The following is a 17,080-nucleotide window of genomic DNA, read 5'->3' on the forward strand; positions in this document are numbered from 1 at the left end:
GGCACCGGCGGTGGCCACGCATTTTCGGCCGTACGATCGACGCCGTGCGCAAGATCGCCGTGAGGAACTTCCGGGTGGTGTTGCGCACCAGCCTGGGCTTCGCCGGTCTGGGCGTCGGCTCCAGTGTGGCCGGCTCCGGGGTGGTCGCCCTGCTGCTGGTGCTGCAGGGCCTGCCCAGCGACGTCGGCGAGCACGGCTGGGTGCTCGGGATGACCGCCGCCCTGATCGTCGCGGCGTCGCTGCTGGCCGGCACCGCGTGGACGGCGTGGCTGCAGCGCCGCACCGCGATCTGGTTCGTGCTCGGCCGCCCGCCGTCGGAGAGCGAAGCCAAGCGCGCGCTGCGGCTGCCGGTGGACATGGCCGTGGTCAGCGGCACGCTCTGGCTGATCGGCACCGTCATCCTCACCTCGCTGGCCGGGGCGCTCGGCTCGGCCGACGACGCCGTCGGCATGGCGACCGTGATCGGCCTCGGCGGGCTGACCACGGTCGGCCTCACCTACCTCGCGGCCGAGTGGGTGGCGCGGCCGGTGATGACGATCGCGCTGGGCGTCCTGCCGCCGCGCGGCTCGCTGCCGGTCACCGTGCTGACCCGGCTGGTCGTCACCTGGGCGCTGGCCAGCGGCGTCCCGTTCGTAGGCGTGCTGCTCGTCGCCACCCCGCCCGACCTCGGCTCGGGCAACCCCACCGCGAGCCTGGTCCTGCTGTCGGTGCTCGGCCTCGCCGTCGGCGCGATCGGCACCGCGCTGCTGGCCAGGGCCGTCGCGGCGCCGCTGCACCGGCTGCGCGTGGCGCTCGACGAGATCGCGCGCGGCGACACGAGCGTCGCCGTCGACGTCGACGACTCCAGCGAGATCGGCCTGCTCCAGACGTCGGTGAACCAGCTCGCCGCCGGCCTGCGCGAGCAGGCGCGGATGCGGGACCTCTTCGGCAGGCACGTCGGCGCCGACGTCGCCCGGCACGCGCTGGAGTACGGCGCGTCGCTGTCCGGGGACGTCCGCGAGGTGACGGCGCTGTTCGTCGACGTCGTCGACTCGACCGCGCTGGCCTACCGGACGCCGCCGGAGGAGCTGGTCGGGAAGCTGAACCGGCTGTTCGCCGCCGTCGTCTCCGCGGTCGGCGCGCGCGGCGGGCTGGTCAACAAGTTCCAGGGCGACGCCGCGCTGTGCATCTTCGGCGCCCCGACCCGGCTGGCGGACGCGCCGACCGCCGCGCTCGCCGCGGCCCGCGCGATCCGGGACGCCGTCCGCGAGGCCGGCGAGCTCGACCTCGGCATCGGCGTCTCGAGCGGCCCGGTGTTCGCCGGGCAGCTGGGCAGCAGCAGCCGCCTCGAGTACACCGTGATCGGCGACGCGGTCAACGAGGCCGCGCGGCTCACCGAGCTGGCCAAGGCGGTGCCGTCGCGGATCCTGGTGAGCGACGCCGTCGTCTCGGCGGCATTACCGAGCGAAGCGGCGCACTGGGCGAAGCACGGCGAGCTGGAGCTGCGCGGCCGTCAGGAAGCGACGCCCACGTGGACCGCGATTCAGGACAGCTGACCCAGATCCGGCCAGTGCAGCACGGTCGAACCCCAGGTCAGGCCCGCGCCGAACGCGCTGAGCAGCACGCGGTGGCCGGGCGCGAGGGTGCCGTCGGCGCGGGCGTCGGCCAGCGCGAGCGGGATGGACGCGGCGCTGGTGTTGCCGACCCGGTCGATGTTGGCGACGACGGCGTCCGCCGGCATGCCCAGCTGCTTCGCCGTCGCCTGGAGGATCCGGATGTTCGCCTGGTGCCCGACGAAGCGGTCGACGTCGCCGACCATCCAGCCCGCGCGCTCCAGGACGGTGCGCGAGGACTCCGCCATCCGCGCGCAGGCGTGCCGGAAGACCGCGGTGCCCTGCATGGCGAGGAACCGGTCGGCCGGGGTGTCGGACAGCCGCTTCCGGGCGCCGCCGGCTTCGACCCACAGCAGATCGGCGAGCTCGCCCTCGCTGTGCAGGTCGAACGGCCCGAACGCGCCGGGCTCGCCGGCCTCGCCCGCCCGCAGCAGGACCGCGCCGGCGCCGTCGCCGAAGATCGGCACGGTGGTGCGGTCGTTGGGGTCGATGAGCGTGGTGAAGGTGTCGGCGCCGATCACGAGCACGCGCTCGGCGAGCCCGCCGGCGATGAACCCGGCCGCGGTGGCCAGCGCGTAGACGAACCCGCTGCAGACGGCGTTGACGTCGAACGCGGCGGCCGTGCCGAGCCCGAGCCGGGCGGCGACCTGCGGCGCGCTGGCCGGGCACGGCTGGTCGGGCGTGGAGGTGGCGAGCACGACGACGTCGGCGCTCCCGCCGCCCAGCGCTTCGCGCCCCGCCCCGACCGCGAGGTCCACAGTGGACTCGTCCGGCCCGGAAACGCGGCGCTCGCGGATCCCGGTGCGGGTCCGGATCCACTCGTCCGAGGTGTCGAGCCGGGCGGCGATCTCGTGGTTGTCCAGGACTTTCGTCGGCAACCACGAGCCGAGGCCGGTCAGCACGGCGGCAGGTGCGGGCACGGGAAAGCCTCCCCACGCCGGCGGGTTGGCGGGCGACCGGCTGGTCTTCCACTTGTATGCGCTACCCCCTGGTAGACCCGTGAGTTGTGTTCCAGGTCACTCAGAAAGTTGTTTCATCTTCGCCTCGTTCGGAGTAGTGAGCGGCGTCACGGAGGAGTGAGCGCGGGGTTGAGCCGAGGCGGATTGTCGGGGGTGCCGGTTAGCCTGCTTGAGTGCAGACACCCGACCTCGACCAGCTGGACACCGCCATCCTCGCCTGCCTCCAGGCGGACGCCCGCACCATCGCCGAGACGATCGGCGCGAAGGTCGGCCTCTCGGCCGCGGCGGTCCAGCGGCGGATCAAGCGGCTGCGCGAGGCGGGCGTCATCGAGCGCGAGGTGGCGATCCTCTCGCCGGAGGCGCTCGGGCTGAACATGACGTTCGTGGTGATGGTCGAGATGGAGCGCGAGAACCTCGCGGTCCTCGACGCGTTCCGCCGCCAGGTGCTCACCGACGACTGCGTCCAGCAGTGCTACTACGTCACCGGCAACGCCGACTTCGTGCTGATCGTGACGTGCCCGGACATGGCGGGCTTCGAGGCGTTCACCCGGCGGATGTTCTTCGAGAACCCGAACGTCCGGCACTTCACGACGAGCGTGGCGATGGACCGGGTGAAGGTGGGACTGGACCTGCCACTGGGCCCCTAGGCGGCGCGGGCCTTCGCGACGCCGTCGGCGAGGACGGGCTTGAGCGCGGCTTCGCAGACCGCCTGCTCGGTGCAGAGCGCGAAGGCGGTGACGACGTAACCACCGACCTGCGCGACGTAGGTCAGCTTCACGACGTCGCCGCCGGTGGTCATCTTGATCGCGAGCACCTGAGCGGGGTCGGCCTTCGGGTTCCCCGGGAGCGTGAACCGGGCGTCGGAGGGGCTGCCGTCACCGACCCGGCCGCACTGGCCGGCCTGCGCCTGGACCGCCGCGACGTCGAGCGCGAACCGCGTGCCGACGTACGGCTGAGCATCCGTTCCAGGAGGAGCTTTCGGCGATCTCCTGGAGGGGTGAACACCCGGTGCGCGAGGACGTCGTTGCGGGTCGGGTGCGGCGGGTACGCGGACGCGTCGGGCAGGAGCGTGAGGAGGTCCGGTCCGGCCTTCGCCGGGGCGGCCGCGGGCGCGGCCGTTCCGCCGGTCGGCCCCGCGCAGCCCGCGGCGCCCATCGCGAGCAGGACCAGCCAACGCCCGAGCGAGTCGGCCCGGCGCCGCCCGGTGTTACGACGCGAAATCCGGTGGGAAAGCCACCACTCCGCCGATATCCTGGCCTGCTGTCCACCTGGGGGAAGGACTCCGCAGCATGGTTCGGGACCGCCGGCTCTTCCTCGCCGCCACCCTGATCGACGCGCTCGGCAGCGGGCTCTGGGTGCCGTTCGCGCTCCTCTTCCTCGTGCACGGCCAAGGGCTCGGCCTGGTCGACGCCGGGACGTCGCTGAGCACCGGGGCGGTGCTCGCGCTCGTCACCGGGCCGGCCGCCGGGGTGGCCATGGACCGGTTCGGGCCGCGGGCGCTGCTCGTGGCCGGGAACCTCGTGCGGCTCGGGGCCTTCTGCGCCTACCCCTTCGTGCACAGCGGCTGGCAGGTGGTCGTGGTGTCGGCCGTGGCCGGGTTCGGGGACCGGTTGTTCTGGACGTGCAACGCGCCGATGGCCGCGCGGCTCGCCGGGGGGCGGGACACCGATCGGGTGCTCGCGACGCAGACCGCCGGGCGGTTCGCCGGGGCCGGGGTCGGGGCCGCCGCGATGGCCGTGCTGCCGACCTTCACCAGCCCGTGGGCCTTCCACCTGCTCGCGTACGTCAACGCGGCGAGCTTCGCCGTGGCGGCGGTGCTGATCCGGCTGCTCCCCCGTGCCGAGGCGCGCGCGGACTCGCCGGCCGGGAGCTGGCGGGCCGTGCTCGGGGACCGGCCGTTCACCGGGTTCTGCGTCACCCACTTGGCTTTCACGTTCGCCAGCGCGAGCAAGTTCGCCGTGCTGCCGATCGTCGTGCGGGATCTGCTGCACGGTCCACAGTGGATCGCCGGGACCGCCATCACGCTCGGGACCGTGGTCGTCGTCACGACCCAGCGGCCGGTCGTCGCGGTGCTGGCCCGCCGCAGCCGGACGGCGGGGCTGATCGGGGCCGCGGTGCTGTTCGCCGCCTGCTTCGCGCTGTTGATCCCGCTGGAGGCCGTTCCGCTGGGCGTCGCCACCGGGCTGATCCTCGCCGCCAGCGTCGGGTTCTCGGTCGCGGAGGCGATGTTCGGCCCGACCGCCACCGCGGCGGCCGCCGAAGCCGCGCCGCCCGGGGCCGAAGGGCGGGCCAGCTCGATCTTCCAGCTCTCCTGGGGACTGCCGGTGGCGCTCGCGCCCGGCCTGCTGTCCCTGCTGCTCACCGCGGGCAACGCCCTGACCTGGTCGGTGCTGGCGCTGACCTGCGCGGCCGCCGTCCCGGCGCTGCTCGCGCTGCGGAACCGGCTGCCCGCCGCGCTGCGCGAGCCGTCACCACCCGTGCCCGCCTGAGCGCAAGGGGTATGTGCCCGGCGTTACACCACAATGGACGGATGCAACCGATCAAGTGAACGTGAAGCTTTCTCCGTCATGACCGCAGGCCCTGGTCATCTCCTTGCCGAACAGTTCGCGCCGCGCGAACCGACCGCGAGACTCCAGGAGGGGCCGTGCACACCGACGCCGTACACCAGAGCCAGTTCGTGCTGCTGAACGAGAGCACCACGCCCGTCCTGTCCCGCCTGTCCTACCACGTGCACGAGCCGTTCGCGGTGACCGTGGCCTTCCGGACCGAGCGCGGCCGGTGGATCGAGTGGACCTTCGCGCGTGACCTCCTCGTGTCCGGGCTCGACGAGCCCACCGGCCTCGGCGACGTCCGGATCCGCCCGGACCTGTCCGAGGACGAAGACTTCCTCACCCTGGAAATCGAGTCACCGGACGGCTATGCGTCGTTCGAGCTGGAGCGCGAAGACATCCGGACGTTCCTCGAGGCGTCCTACGAGCTGGTGCCGCTCGGCGAAGAGAGCGCGCACTTCGACGTCGACGGGCTGATCGAGGAGATCAGCAACGTCTGACCCCTGAACCTCCCAATCCCGCGGCGAGGAACGAAGGGCGGGGTTTCGAGTGCGCTGGAGGCACTCGAAACCCCGCCCTTTCGCCGTTTTCGGCAGGGATCAGCTGGTCTTGAGGGTGGTGCCGGTGCCGGACAGCGCGCCGGCGATCGGGTAGAAGTACGTCACGGACGTGTTGCCGCCGGACAGGACGCCCTGCGCGTAGTTGCCGGCGATGAAGCCGCCGCCCGAGTCACCCGCGGCCGAGCGGACGTTGGTCGCGGTCATGCCGTTGACCGTGCCCTCGGCGTAGCGGACGCTCTGGTTCTTGGCGCCGATGGTGCCGCAGGTCCAGCCCGTGGTCGAGCCGGCCTTGCAGACCGACGAGCCGGTCGCCGCGTTCGACTGCCCGCGCACCGCGGTCCCGTTGTTCATCTGCGCGACCGGGGTCCAGCTGCTGTTGGTCCGCACCGCCGCGTAGTCGACGCCCGGGAAGCGGTAGGTGATCCAGCTGCCGAGCGAGGCGCCGTTCGACCCGGTCAGCGAGCCGCCGCCGGTGAGCGCGCCGCAGTGGCCCGCGGTGACGAAACCGGTCGTGGTCGCGAAGCCGACCGAGCAGCGCGACGAGCCACCGATGTAGTAGGCGTCACCGCCGCGGATGTTGGCGTGCAGCGTCGGTTTCGCGGCCGCGTCGAGGATCGTCACCGACGACTTGTCCACACCGGACTGCGTCAGGAAGGTTTCGGCCGCGGCTCGCTGGCCCTGCAGGACCGACAGCGTCACGCGGTTGGTGGTGGCGTCGACGCCCCAGCCGGTGATCGCGTACGGCGCCGAGGCGTCGCGCGCGTTCAGGGTGTCCACTGTGGAGTCGAGCTGGCGGGCGCTGAACTTCACGACTTCCGCTTCGGCGCCGGCTTCGCGGATCTTGGCGACCGACGCGGCGTTCGTCGTCTGGATGTGCGCCTTGCCGGTGGCCGCGTTGTAGGTCGCGCCCCCGAACGCGTCGCCGAGCGCCGCGCTGACGGCCTCGGTGACCTTGGTCGCGACGTCCTCGTTCTTCAGCCGCGTCAGCACCTGGTCGTGGGTCAGGCCGAGGTCGCGCTGCATCGCGGGCACGATGTCCGGGTTCAGCAGGTCCTGGCCCGACGCGGGGACGGCGGTCGCGGCCAGCGCGCCCGTCGCCATCACCGCGGTGGCAGCGGCACCGAGAAGTCTCGCGATCTTCATGCTTCTCCCTAGTTGGTTACGCGCGGCTCCGCACCGGCCACGCAGTGGTACTCACCCGGCTGAGCGTCCCCGCAGTGGGCGTTACGGTGCAATCCGGGCGCCCGGCGAATGGGTATACGCATTCACCCCGGACGAATCCCCTGCTCCAAGCGACCTCGACCCCGGCACGTCACCCGGTCGGACAGGTCCTTAAGTAGGGTTTCCGTGAACTACTTTCGGTAGCGGGACTACCTACCTGATCAAGCTATGCGCCCCCGGAACGCGGGAACGGCCGAGGTTTCGCACGCACTGTGCACCGGAAGCCCCCGATCCCGCGGCAAACCGGTGACAGCGGGTAGGCGGACGTGTGACGGTGGTACCGACCACCTATTCGGTTAATGGTTTACGAGCGGATCAGCGCTGCTTAGGCTCCCGCGCACAGTGCCGGAGCGCCGAGGAGGTCATATGTGGCTGACCGCTCCCCGCCCCACCTCCGTCTCGATCAGGTCTGGACCAGCGCGCCTGACCGGCCGCGACGCCGAGCTCGACGCCATCGTGGACGTGCTGCGGCACCGGCCCGCGGCGGTGCTGATCGAGGGTGAACCCGGCATGGGCCGGACCCGGCTGCTCGCGGAGATCGCGCGGCGCAAGGAGTTCGAGGGCTGCCGCGTGCTCACCGGCGCCTGCCAGCCGCTGCGGGAACCGTTTCCCTACGGGCCCGTCCTGGAAGCGCTTCGCGCGTGCGGCGACGCGCCGCTGGGCCCGCTCAGCCCGGTCGCCGGCGTGCTGCGGCCGTTGCTGCCGGAGCTCGCGGAAGCGCTTCCCCCGCGGCCCGAGCCGCTGGCCGACCCGGTCGCCGAGCGCCACCGCGTGTTCCGCGCGGTGCGGGAGCTCCTGTGCGCCTGCGGGCCCGCGCTCGTGCTGATCGACGACCTCCAGTGGGCCGACGAGGACACCCGCGACCTCATGCGGTTCCTCGCCGGCGCGATGCCGCCCGAGCTGGCCGTGGTCGCCACCTACCGGTCGGCCACCGACGTGCGGCCCGGACCGCTCGGCGCGCCCTTCCGGACCGACCCGGCCGTCCACTCCGCGCGCGTGGCGCTGGGCGCGCTCGACGTCGCCGCCGTGCGCGCGCTCGCGGTCGAAATCCTCGAACTGCCCCGGGTCACCGACGAGTTCGCGGCGAAGCTGCACGAGTGCACCGCCGGGATCCCGTTCGTGGTCGAGGAAACGCTGCGGGCGCTCAAGGAAGCGGCCGAACGCCTCCCGGTCGGCGAAGTGCTTTCCGATCGGTTGCTGGAAAACCTCGAAGTGCCGGTGCTGCTGCGGGAAGCCGTCACCGAACGGCTTTCCGCGCTGCCCGACCCGGCGGTGCGGCTGGCCGGTGCGGCCGCGGTACTGGGCGTCGGCGCCGAAGCCGGCGTGCTCGGCGAGCTGGCCGGGCTCACCGACGAAGTCCTCCGCACCGCGCTGCTGGCCGCGTTGTCGGGCGGGGTGCTCGGCGAAGTCGGGGACGGCAAGTACGGCTTCCGGCACCCGCTGGCGCGCAAGGCGGTCTACGACACGGTGAGCGGCCCCGAACGCGCTTTGCTGCACGCGCAGGCGATCCGCGTGCTCGCCGCGCAGCCGTCCCCGCCGCTCACGCTGCTGGCCCGGCACTCCCGCGCGGCGGGCCGCGTCGACCAGTGGCGGCACTACGCCGAAGCGGCCGCCGACGAGGCGATCGCCCGCGGCGAGACGTCCCGGGCGATCGACCTGCTGCAGTCGGTGCTCGCCGAACCCGGGCCGGCCCAGGCGGACGCCGGGCGCGTGGCGGGCAAGCTGAGCCAGGTCGCGCTGCGGGGCTTCCGCCCCGACGTGATCGGCACGCTCGAGCGCGTGCTGGAAGAGGTGGCGCTGCCGCCGTCGGTGCGCGGCTCGATCCGGCTGAGCCTCGGCATGCTGCTGGTCCGGACCATCGGCGGGCTCGGCCGCGGCCGCCTCGAAGTCGAGCGCGCGGTCGGCGAGCTGACCGACCGGCCCGACCTCGCCGCGCGCGGCATCACGCTGCTCGCCCAGCCGATCGACGGGCTGACGCCGTTGTCGTGGCACGAATCCTGGCGCGCCCGCGCGGGCGAGGTGTACGAGCGGCTCGACGACCCCGAGCTGCGGCTGGCGCTGACCGCCGACCGCATCGCGGCCGCGTCACACGTCGGCGACGGCTCGGCGTGGGCGGAGTTCGAAGCGCTGTCGGACACGGTCGGCACGGTCGCCGAGCGCGTCCAGCTGGCCCGGCTGTGGTGCAACCTCGCCGACGGCCAGTCGTGGGCCGGGCACCTCGAACGCGCGGACCGGCTGGTCACCGAGGGCGTCCGGCGCGCGACCGACGCCGGCGCGCTGTACGCGATCGGGCTGATCCAGGGCACCCGCGTCCGGCTGGACTGGGTGCGCGGGCGCTGGACCGGCCTCGCCGAAGCCGCCGAGCAGCTGCGGGACAGCTACCCGGAACTGGGCCCGATCGTCATGGAGTCGTCGCTGGTGCTCGGCGGGCTCGCGGCCGTGCGCGGGGAGTTCGCCGCGGCGCAACGGCACCTGACCGCGGCGAGCGTGCACGCGCCGGACCGCGGGCCGATCCCGGTGGTGCTCTCGGCCGCCGGCGTGCTGATCTCGGTCCTGCTGGCGACCGACGACGTCGACGGCGCCTGCGCGGTGGCCGACACGGCGGTGGCGGCGGCCGGGCGCAAGGGCGTCTGGATCTGGGCCGCGGCACTGGTCCCGGCGGCGGCGCAGGCGTACGCGCGGGCCGGGCGCTGGCCGGAGGCGGACAGCGTCGTGGAGGCGTTCGCCCGCGGCATCGAGGGCCGCGACGCCCCGGTGGCCGCGGCCGCGCTGGTGGCCGGGCGCGCGGTGCTATTAGAGGCGCGGGGCAAGCACCTGGCCGCGGCGGCGCTGTTCGACGAAGCCGCGTCCAGCTACACGGCGCTGCCGATGCCCTACCCGGCGACGGCGATGCGGGAGCGAGCCGCGATGTGCCGGCTGGCGGCGGGCAACCGCGACGCCGTCGAGGAGCTGACCGCGGCGGCGGAGGCGTACGAGCAGCTGGGTGCGACGCGGGATGCCGGACGCTGCCGTCACCAGCTGCGCGAGCACGGCGCTTGGGCGCCTTCGCAGCGTGGGCGGCGGGGGTACGGGAGCGAACTGTCCCCGCGAGAGCGCGAAGTCGCGCGGATGCTGGCGGAAGGCCGGACCAACCGCGAGATCGCCGACGGCCTGTTCCTCTCGCCTCGCACGGTCGAACAGCACGTGGCGAAGGTGCTGCGCAAGCTCGGCGCCCGCTCCCGCACGGACGTGGCCCGCAAGCTCCCCGGCGACTTCGCCACCGCCCCCGCCGGCTGACCCGACACCGCACTTTCGTAGGGAACGTGACGTCCCGGGGGCGTAGCTTTCACGTGAAAGCGACGACCTGGGAGCGGCACTTTCACGTGAAAGTGCCGACCTGGGGCCCGCACTTTCACGTGAAAGTGCGGGGGTTGGCCTAGCGTGGGCCGGTGACTGAAGAGGCACTTCCCGCGTGGCGCCGGCGGACCTCCGGTGAGACGCGCTGGCCCGCGATGGGCGTCGTCGTGGCCACGCTCGTGCTGCAGGTCGTCCTGCCCGACGACATGGCGCTGCACCCGTGGTGGCTGCTGCCCACCGTGTCCGGGCTGCTCGTCGTGGCGCTGCTGCTGGTCAACCCGGGGCGGATGTCGCAGTTCAGCGCGGTCGAGCGGGTGATCGCGCTGCTGCTGGTCGCCGCCGTGACCGCGGTGAACGCCGGGTCCGCGGTGACGCTGGTCTACCGCATCGCGGCCGGCACGATCGGCGACCACGCGGGGGCCGTGCTGGTCACCGGCGGCATCGTCTACTGGACGAACATCGTCGCCTTCTCCCTCTGGTACTGGGAGTTCGACCGCGGCGGCCCGGGCCGGCGGGCGGCGGGGCGGGCCGAGTTCCCCGACCTGCAGTTCCCGCAGATGGCCGACCCGGGCCTGGCGCACCAGGACTGGGAACCGTCCTACTTGGACTACTTGTACTTCTCGTTCACCAACGCGGCCGCCTTCAGCCCGACGGACGTCATGCCGCTGCGGATCTGGGCGAAGCTGACGATGATGCTGCAAGCCGTCATTTCGCTGATCCTCGCGGTGATGGTGGTCGCCTGGGCGATCAACAACCTGAAGTAGGTCAGTGCCGCGAGATGGTGAAGCTCTGGCCGTCCGAGCCGATCGCGCCCGGGATCCAGGTGTACGTGCCGCGGTCGTCGGCGTTCAGCGCGGACGGGCTGGTCGAGGCCAGGTTCGTGCCGTTGAACTTGACGCCGGTGAACTTGACCCCGCCCGAAATGCTCGGGTAGGAGTCCGTCGGCGACTCGATGATCGCCTCCGCCGACGCGTGCTTCGACGTCAGCGACTTCGTGGTGGACTTGGACCAGCCCTTGGTCGTGTCGGCCAGGTCCAGCCGGTAGGTGTTCGTGGCCGTGCGGGTCACGGTGGCGGTGATGTGGTCGCCCGCGCTCACCGACACGTTGTAGTACACCGGCGCGGCCGGGTACATCTCGTACCAGGCCGAATACACCGGGCGCCCGCTGGAGCAGTCCGTCTCGACGCCGGTTTGTTCCACTGTGGACGATCCGTCGCCGTCGATGCCGACCCACGGCGCGAAAAGGTCGTTGGTGGAGTTGCAGGTCACCGACGGTTCGGTCCAGCTCGCCGTCGCCGTGGTGAAGCTGCCGAAGCTGACATAGCCACCCCAGTTGCCGCCGGAGAACTGGTGGCCGTGACGGTGTTCATCAAAAGAGTGTGCGCCGTACTCGACAGCCGCGTGCGCGGTGCCGGAAACGGCCAAGCCGGCGGCGGCCGCGGCGACCGCCGTGAGGACGCGGACAGCGCGCGACGCGAGGAATTCGGACATGCGGGGACTCCGTTCACCGAGGGGGACCGGGAAAACCGTTCCCCAAGTGTTGGAGTCGCGCGAAAAAGAAGGTAGCTACTTTCGAATGGTCTTCACATTGCCCGAAAAGACCCGTAAAGGCCTCCGCGGGGGAAAGAGGCCTTTACGGGTCGATATCGCTCACCTACCGCCCGGTGCGGTGAGCGGGGCTGTCAGCCCTTCGCGGCTGCGTCGACGAATTCGGTCGTGTACGTCTTCGACAGGTCGATCGAATCCTTCTTCGGCTGCACGTTCTTCGAGAAGCTGGAAAGGACTTCGAGGACGTTCTTCGCACCGTCGGCGTCCATCTTGCCGTCGCCGTTGAACATCCCGATGCTGTCCTTGATGGACTTGACGTACAGCGCCTTGTCACCGCCGCTGTAGGACGGCGGCATCTTCGCCGCGATCTCCTCCGGGGTGTGCTGGCCGATCCACTTCAGCGTGGCCACGAACGCGTTGGCCAGCTTCTGCACGGCGTCCTTGTTGCGGTCCACGAAGTCGCAGCTCATGTACAGCGACGACGCCGGGTACAGCCCGCCCAGCGCGGCCTTCGTGCCCTCGGGCGTGCGCAGGTCGTAGAGCACCTTCGCCTTGCCCGTGTTGGTCAGCTGCGCGATCGTCGGGTCGGTCGTCATGCCGCCGTCGATGCCGCCGTTGTCCAGGCTCGCGATGAACGTCTGCCCGGCGCCGACCTTCACCGGCGTGTACTGGTCGGCCCCGACGCCCGCCTTGGCCGCCAGCGCCTTCGTCAGGAAGTCGGTCGACGACCCGAGCGACGTCACGCCCAGCTTCTTGCCCTTGAAGTCGGCCGAGCTCTTGATCTGCTCGACGTGCTTGGTGCCGATCACCTCGGCCTCACCCGGGATGTTGGCCAGCTGGACCACGCTCTTGATGCACTGGTCCTTGGCCTGCAGGTCGATCGTGTGGTCGTAGAACCCGACCACGCCCTGCACCTGCCCGGCGACGAGCGCGGTCTCGGCGTTGGCGCCCGACTGCTCGCTCTGCAGCTCGACGTCGATGCCCTGCGCGGCGAAGTTGCCGAGCTGCTGGGTCAGCATGGCGGGCAGGTAGATGACCTTCTCCAGGCCACCGACCATGATCGTGACCTTCGGCTTGCCCCCCTCGCCCGTCGCGGCGACGCGGGAGTCCTGGCAGGCGGTGGTCAGGCCGGCCACCGCGGTCAGCGCGGTGACCGCGACGGCGATCCGGCGAATCCTCATCGATTCGGTCCTTTCAACGACTCAGATGACGGTCTGGCTGGAGGTGGACATCGAGGGCCGCCACCGCAGCAGCCGGTTCTCGAGGTTTCCGATGCCCCACTCGGCGACCAGTGCGACGACGGTGATGATGATCATGGCGGCGTAGATGCCCGCCGAGTCGAACGTGCCCTGCGCGTTCGAGATGAGGAAGCCGATGCCCGCCTTGGACCCGGCGTACTCGCCGACGACCGCGCCGATCAGCGCGAAGCCGAACGCGGTGTGCAGCGACGAGAGGATCCAGGACGTCGCGCTCGGCAGCACGATCGCCTTGATCACCTGCATCCGGCCGGCGCCGAGGATGCGCGCGTTGTCGATCAGGTTGCGGTCCACCTCGCGGGCGCCGGTGAAGGCGTTGAAGAACACCACGAAGAACACGAGCACGACGACGGTGGCGACCTTCGACGCCAGCCCGAGGCCGAACCAGATGACGAACAGCGAGGCGAGCACGATGCGCGGGACCGCGTTGGCGGCCTTGATGAACGGCGCGAGCACGTCGGCCAGGTACTGGCTGCGGCCCAGGATCACGCCGAAGATCACACCGGCGACCGCGCCGATGGCGAAGCCGACCAGCGCCTCTTCGACGGTGACCCAGAGCTGGTACCAGAGCGAGCCGAAGTCGGTGCCGCTGGTGACCCACTCGGTCAGCCGCTCCCAGATGCGGGACGGCTTGGAGTAGAAGAACGGGTCGATCCAGTAGGTCGCGGTCACTTCCCAGCTGCCGAGCCAGACGACCACCAGTGCCAGCCGCAGCAGCCAGGTGTTGCGCTTGCGGCGGGACGTGGCGCGCCTGGCCTTCGTCAGGATGTCCTGCTCGGTTTCCAGCACCGGCAGGGAAGCGGCCGGAGCGGCGGGGGTCTCAAGCGACATTGCTCGCTCCCTTCTCGCGGGCCTTGTCGACCTCGCTGCGCAGTGATTCCCAGATGTCGGCGTAGAGCTTGCGGAACTCCTCGGTCAGCCGGAGGTCCTCGACCTTCCGCGGCCGCTCGAGAGGAATCTCGAAGACGTCCTTCACGGTGGCCGGCGACGTCGTCAGCACGACGACCTTGTCCGCCAGCGCGATCGCCTCGTCGAGGTCGTGCGTCACGAAGATGACCGCCGCGCCCGAACCGGACCACAGCCGCAGCAGCTCGTCCTGCATCAGCGCCCGCGTCTGGACGTCCAGCGCCGAGAACGGCTCGTCCATCAGCATGATCTTCGGCTTGGTCACGAGGGTCTGGGCCAGCGCGACGCGCTTGCGCATACCGCCGGAAAGCTGGTGCGGGTAGTACTTCTCGAAGCCGGCGAGCCCGACGCGGGCGATCCAGTCGACGGCCTGCGCGCGGGCCTCGGCCTTGGGCACGCCGCGGAAGCGCGGGCCGGACGCGACGTTGTCGAGCACCGAGCGCCACGGCATCACGGCGTCGGTCTGGAACATGTAGCCGACACCGTCCGGAATGGACTTCACGTCCTCGCCGTTCACCCGCACCCGGCCGGCGGACGGCGGCTGCAGGCCGGACACCAGCGAGAGCGTCGTCGACTTGCCGCACCCCGTGGGGCCGACGACGGCGACGAACTCGCCGGGCTGCACGGTCATGGTCAGATCGCGGACGGCCGTGTGCACGGAACCGGACCCGCTCGGGAACCGTTTGGTGGCTCCGGTGAGTTCGATCAGTGGGGGAACCATGGGGAGGTGACTCCTTCGTCACGTGGTGGGGCTCACGTTGGGAAGGGACGTTAAGCAGCCGTTGCGTCGAGGTGAAGCTTGTCGACGTTCTCCGCGGCAAGTGCGCGTTATGCATGTTTTGCTCATTTAGCGCACCGCGCTGACCAGGGGGTATGGTTCCGAGCCATGCCAAAGTGGGCGCTCTTCCCGCGCATGCGGTTCAGCAGGCAGGTGCTGCTGCTGCAGATCGGCGTGGTCCTCCTCGTCGTCGGGATCGGCGTCGCGCTGGTCAGCGTGCTGCTCAGCCAGACCCTCACCGACCAGTACGGCCGCCGGGCGCTGGCCATCGCGAAGTCCGTCGCCGCGGACCCGGTCGTCGTCGCGAACGCGGCCGCCAAGATCCCCGGCGGAGCCCTCGAGGAACGCGTCCTCGCCGTCACGGAGGCCAACGACGCGCTGTTCGTCGTGATCACCGACGACAAGGGCATCCGGCTCGCGCACCCGACGCCGAGCGAAATCGGGAAGCCGGTCAGCACGCCCCCGGATGTGGCACTCGCCGGCGGGGACGAGGTCAGCGCGGTGCAGAGCGGCACGCTCGGCCTGTCCGTCCGCAGCAAGACGCCGATCTGGGCGCCGGGCCACCAGCGGGTCGTCGGCGAGGTCAGCGTCGGCTTCGACGTGGCCGACCCGACCGGCGCGTTCAACCAGCTCCTGATCATCACGCTGCTGTTCGCGGGTGGCGCGTTGCTGCTCGGCGCGGGCGCGTCGGCGCTGCTGAACCGGCGGCTGCGACGCGTCACGCACGGTCTCGAACCGCACGAGCTGACCGAGCTGCTCTACGAACGCGAAGCCGTGCTGCACGGGATCGGCGAGGGCGTCCTCGCGGTCGACGAGGCCAACCGCGTCTCGGTGCGCAACGACGAGGCCGAACGCCTGCTCGGCACCGAACTCCCGCTCGGCGCGGCGCTGGCGGAACTCGAACTCAGCCCGCGCCTGCACAAGGCCGTCGCCGAGGGACGGCCGGTCGACAACCTCCTCGCCGTGGCGGGAAACCGCGTGCTGGTGATCAACTCCCGCGCCGTCCGGCTGGACGACCGGCCGATCGGCACGGTGCTGACCTTCCGCGACCGCACCGACCTCGACGCGCTGACCCGCGAGCTCGACGGCATCCGCGCGCTGTCCGACGGCCTGCGCGCGCAGCGGCACGAGTTCGCGAACCGGCTGCACACGCTGTACGGGCTGCTCCAGCTCGGCCACCACACCGAAGCCGCCGAGTACCTGCAGACGCTGACGGATTCGCCGTCGGCGCGGCCGAGCGAGCTGGGCGACGCCGTCGCCGACCCGTACCTGCAGGCGCTGCTCGTCGCGAAAACCGAGCAGGCGCAGGAAAAGGGCCTCACGCTCAAGCTCGCCGACGACACCTGGGTGCCCACGACGGTGACCGACCCGATCGCCGCGAACACCGTGATCGGCAACCTCGTCGACAACGCCCTGCACGCCGCCCGGATGGGCCCGCGGCGGCCCGCGACGGTCGAAATCAGCCTGCTGGCCGAGGGCGGCACCCTGCACGTGTCCGTTGTGGACAGTGGCCCCGGTGTGCCGGAAGACCTGCGGCGCACGTTGTTCGACGAAGGCGTCTCGACGAAGCTGTCGCCCGGCCACGGTCTCGGCCTGGCGCTGGCCCGCCAGGCCGCGCGCGCCCACGGCGGCGACGTCTGGCTGGCCGACGCCGGCGCCGGCGAGACGGGTGCCCTGTTCGTCGCCAAGCTGCCCGGAACGCTGACGGAGGACCGATGATCCGCACGCTCATCGTCGACGACGACTTCCGGGTCGCCGGCGTGCACGCCGGGTTCGTCGAGGAGGTCGACGGCTTCGTCGTGGTCGGCACGGCGCACACCGCGGCCGAGGCGCGCGCCCGCGTCCGCGAGCTCTCGCCGGACCTGGTCCTGCTCGACGTCTACCTGCCCGACGAGTCCGGTCTGGTGGTGCTCCCCGAGCTGCAGACGGACACGATCGTGCTGTCCGCCGCGACCGACAGCGCGTCGGTGGCCGCGGCGATCCGGGCGGGCGCGCTGAACTACCTGATCAAGCCGTTCACCACCCGGCAGCTCGCGGAACGGCTGACGTCGTACGCGCGCTTCCGCGGCCTGCTCGCCGAGGACCGGGCGCTCGCGCAGGACGACGTCGACCGCGCGTACCGGGTGCTGCACGACCAGGACCGGACGTCCGCGCCGAAGGGCCAGTCGACGGCGACGTCCCGGCTGGTTTCCGAGCAGCTGCGGCGCGCGGGCCGTCCGCTGTCCGCGGCCGAAGTCGCCGGTGAGCTGGGCATGGCGCGGGCGACGGCGCAGCGGTACCTGACCGCGCTCGCCGAGTCGGGAACGGTCCAGATGCGGCTGCGCTACGGCGCCACCGGACGCCCCGAGCACGAGTACCGCTGGAGCGGCGCCTGA

Annotated in this window: 15 protein-coding genes; 8 read left to right on the forward strand and 7 right to left on the reverse strand. The window is 71.6% G+C overall.

Features of this window, described 5'->3' with window-relative positions:
- The first annotated feature begins 44 nt into the window (after positions 1-44).
- On the forward strand, positions 45-1,535 hold the full coding sequence (locus EIY87_RS01985) for an adenylate/guanylate cyclase domain-containing protein (protein WP_125305911.1): 1,491 nt from the start codon (positions 45-47) through the stop codon (positions 1,533-1,535).
- On the opposite strand, the gene EIY87_RS01990 is transcribed toward EIY87_RS01985, so the two are convergent.
- Positions 1,523-2,512 carry a beta-ketoacyl-ACP synthase III gene (locus EIY87_RS01990; protein WP_125305912.1) on the reverse strand — a complete coding sequence of 330 codons (990 nt, stop codon included), beginning with the start codon at positions 2,510-2,512 and terminating at the stop codon, positions 1,523-1,525. The two genes, EIY87_RS01985 and EIY87_RS01990, sit on opposite strands and share 13 nt — an antisense overlap.
- A gap of 212 nt (positions 2,513-2,724) precedes the next feature.
- Between EIY87_RS01990 and EIY87_RS01995 the strand changes: the two genes are divergently transcribed.
- Positions 2,725-3,198, forward strand: coding sequence for an Lrp/AsnC family transcriptional regulator (locus tag EIY87_RS01995; protein WP_125305913.1), 474 nt, complete (start codon positions 2,725-2,727; stop codon positions 3,196-3,198).
- Here EIY87_RS01995 and EIY87_RS47540 read toward each other — a convergent pair.
- Entirely contained in the window at positions 3,195-3,365 is a 171-nt protein-coding gene (locus tag EIY87_RS47540) for a hypothetical protein (protein ID WP_158641275.1), read from the reverse strand. The two genes, EIY87_RS01995 and EIY87_RS47540, sit on opposite strands and share 4 nt — an antisense overlap.
- A 475-nt stretch (positions 3,366-3,840) precedes the next feature.
- Between EIY87_RS47540 and EIY87_RS02000 the strand changes: the two genes are divergently transcribed.
- Positions 3,841-5,040: an MFS transporter gene (locus EIY87_RS02000; RefSeq protein WP_125305914.1), complete on the forward strand. Its 1,200-nt coding sequence runs from the start codon at positions 3,841-3,843 to the stop codon at positions 5,038-5,040.
- A gap of 155 nt (positions 5,041-5,195) precedes the next feature.
- Entirely contained in the window at positions 5,196-5,600 is a 405-nt protein-coding gene (locus EIY87_RS02005; protein WP_086855729.1) for an SsgA family sporulation/cell division regulator, read from the forward strand.
- Positions 5,601-5,699: 99 nt separating this feature from the next.
- Here EIY87_RS02005 and EIY87_RS02010 read toward each other — a convergent pair whose 3' ends face one another.
- Positions 5,700-6,803, reverse strand: a complete 1,104-nt coding sequence (locus EIY87_RS02010) for a S1 family peptidase (protein ID WP_125305915.1) — start codon at positions 6,801-6,803, stop codon at positions 5,700-5,702.
- A 444-nt stretch (positions 6,804-7,247) separates the two neighbouring features.
- Here EIY87_RS02010 and EIY87_RS02015 point away from each other — a divergent pair, with 444 nt between their 5' ends.
- Positions 7,248-10,157, forward strand: a complete 2,910-nt coding sequence (locus EIY87_RS02015) for an ATP-binding protein (RefSeq protein WP_125305916.1) — start codon at positions 7,248-7,250, stop codon at positions 10,155-10,157.
- Between the two features lie 215 nt (positions 10,158-10,372).
- Entirely contained in the window at positions 10,373-10,981 is a 609-nt protein-coding gene (locus tag EIY87_RS02020; RefSeq protein WP_125306008.1) for a DUF1345 domain-containing protein, read from the forward strand.
- 1 nt (position 10,982) lies between these two features.
- On the opposite strand, the gene EIY87_RS02025 is transcribed toward EIY87_RS02020, so the two are convergent.
- The 4 genes from EIY87_RS02025 to EIY87_RS02040 all read right to left on the reverse strand — a co-directional run bounded on the left by EIY87_RS02025 (position 10,983) and on the right by EIY87_RS02040 (position 14,648).
- The gene (locus EIY87_RS02025; protein ID WP_125305917.1) at positions 10,983-11,708 is read right to left on the reverse strand and encodes a G1 family glutamic endopeptidase; all 726 of its coding nucleotides are present in this window, start codon (positions 11,706-11,708) and stop codon (positions 10,983-10,985) included.
- 191 nt (positions 11,709-11,899) lie between these two features.
- Positions 11,900-12,946, reverse strand: a complete 1,047-nt coding sequence (locus EIY87_RS02030; RefSeq protein WP_125305918.1) for an ABC transporter substrate-binding protein — start codon at positions 12,944-12,946, stop codon at positions 11,900-11,902.
- A 21-nt stretch (positions 12,947-12,967) separates the two neighbouring features.
- Entirely contained in the window at positions 12,968-13,852 is an 885-nt protein-coding gene (locus EIY87_RS02035; RefSeq protein WP_125305919.1) for an ABC transporter permease, read from the reverse strand.
- Positions 13,842-14,648, reverse strand: coding sequence for an ABC transporter ATP-binding protein (locus EIY87_RS02040; RefSeq protein WP_125305920.1), 807 nt, complete (start codon positions 14,646-14,648; stop codon positions 13,842-13,844). The genes EIY87_RS02035 and EIY87_RS02040 overlap by 11 nt, the downstream gene beginning before the upstream one ends.
- A 192-nt stretch (positions 14,649-14,840) precedes the next feature.
- Between EIY87_RS02040 and EIY87_RS02045 the strand changes: the two genes are divergently transcribed.
- Positions 14,841-16,424, forward strand: coding sequence for a sensor histidine kinase (locus tag EIY87_RS02045; RefSeq protein ID WP_125306009.1), 1,584 nt, complete (start codon positions 14,841-14,843; stop codon positions 16,422-16,424).
- Positions 16,421-17,080, forward strand: a complete 660-nt coding sequence (locus EIY87_RS02050; protein WP_125305921.1) for a response regulator — start codon at positions 16,421-16,423, stop codon at positions 17,078-17,080. The genes EIY87_RS02045 and EIY87_RS02050 overlap by 4 nt, the downstream gene beginning before the upstream one ends.

The sequence above is a fragment of the Amycolatopsis eburnea genome (assembly GCF_003937945.1).
GTDB classification, from domain to species: domain Bacteria; phylum Actinomycetota; class Actinomycetes; order Mycobacteriales; family Pseudonocardiaceae; genus Amycolatopsis; species Amycolatopsis eburnea.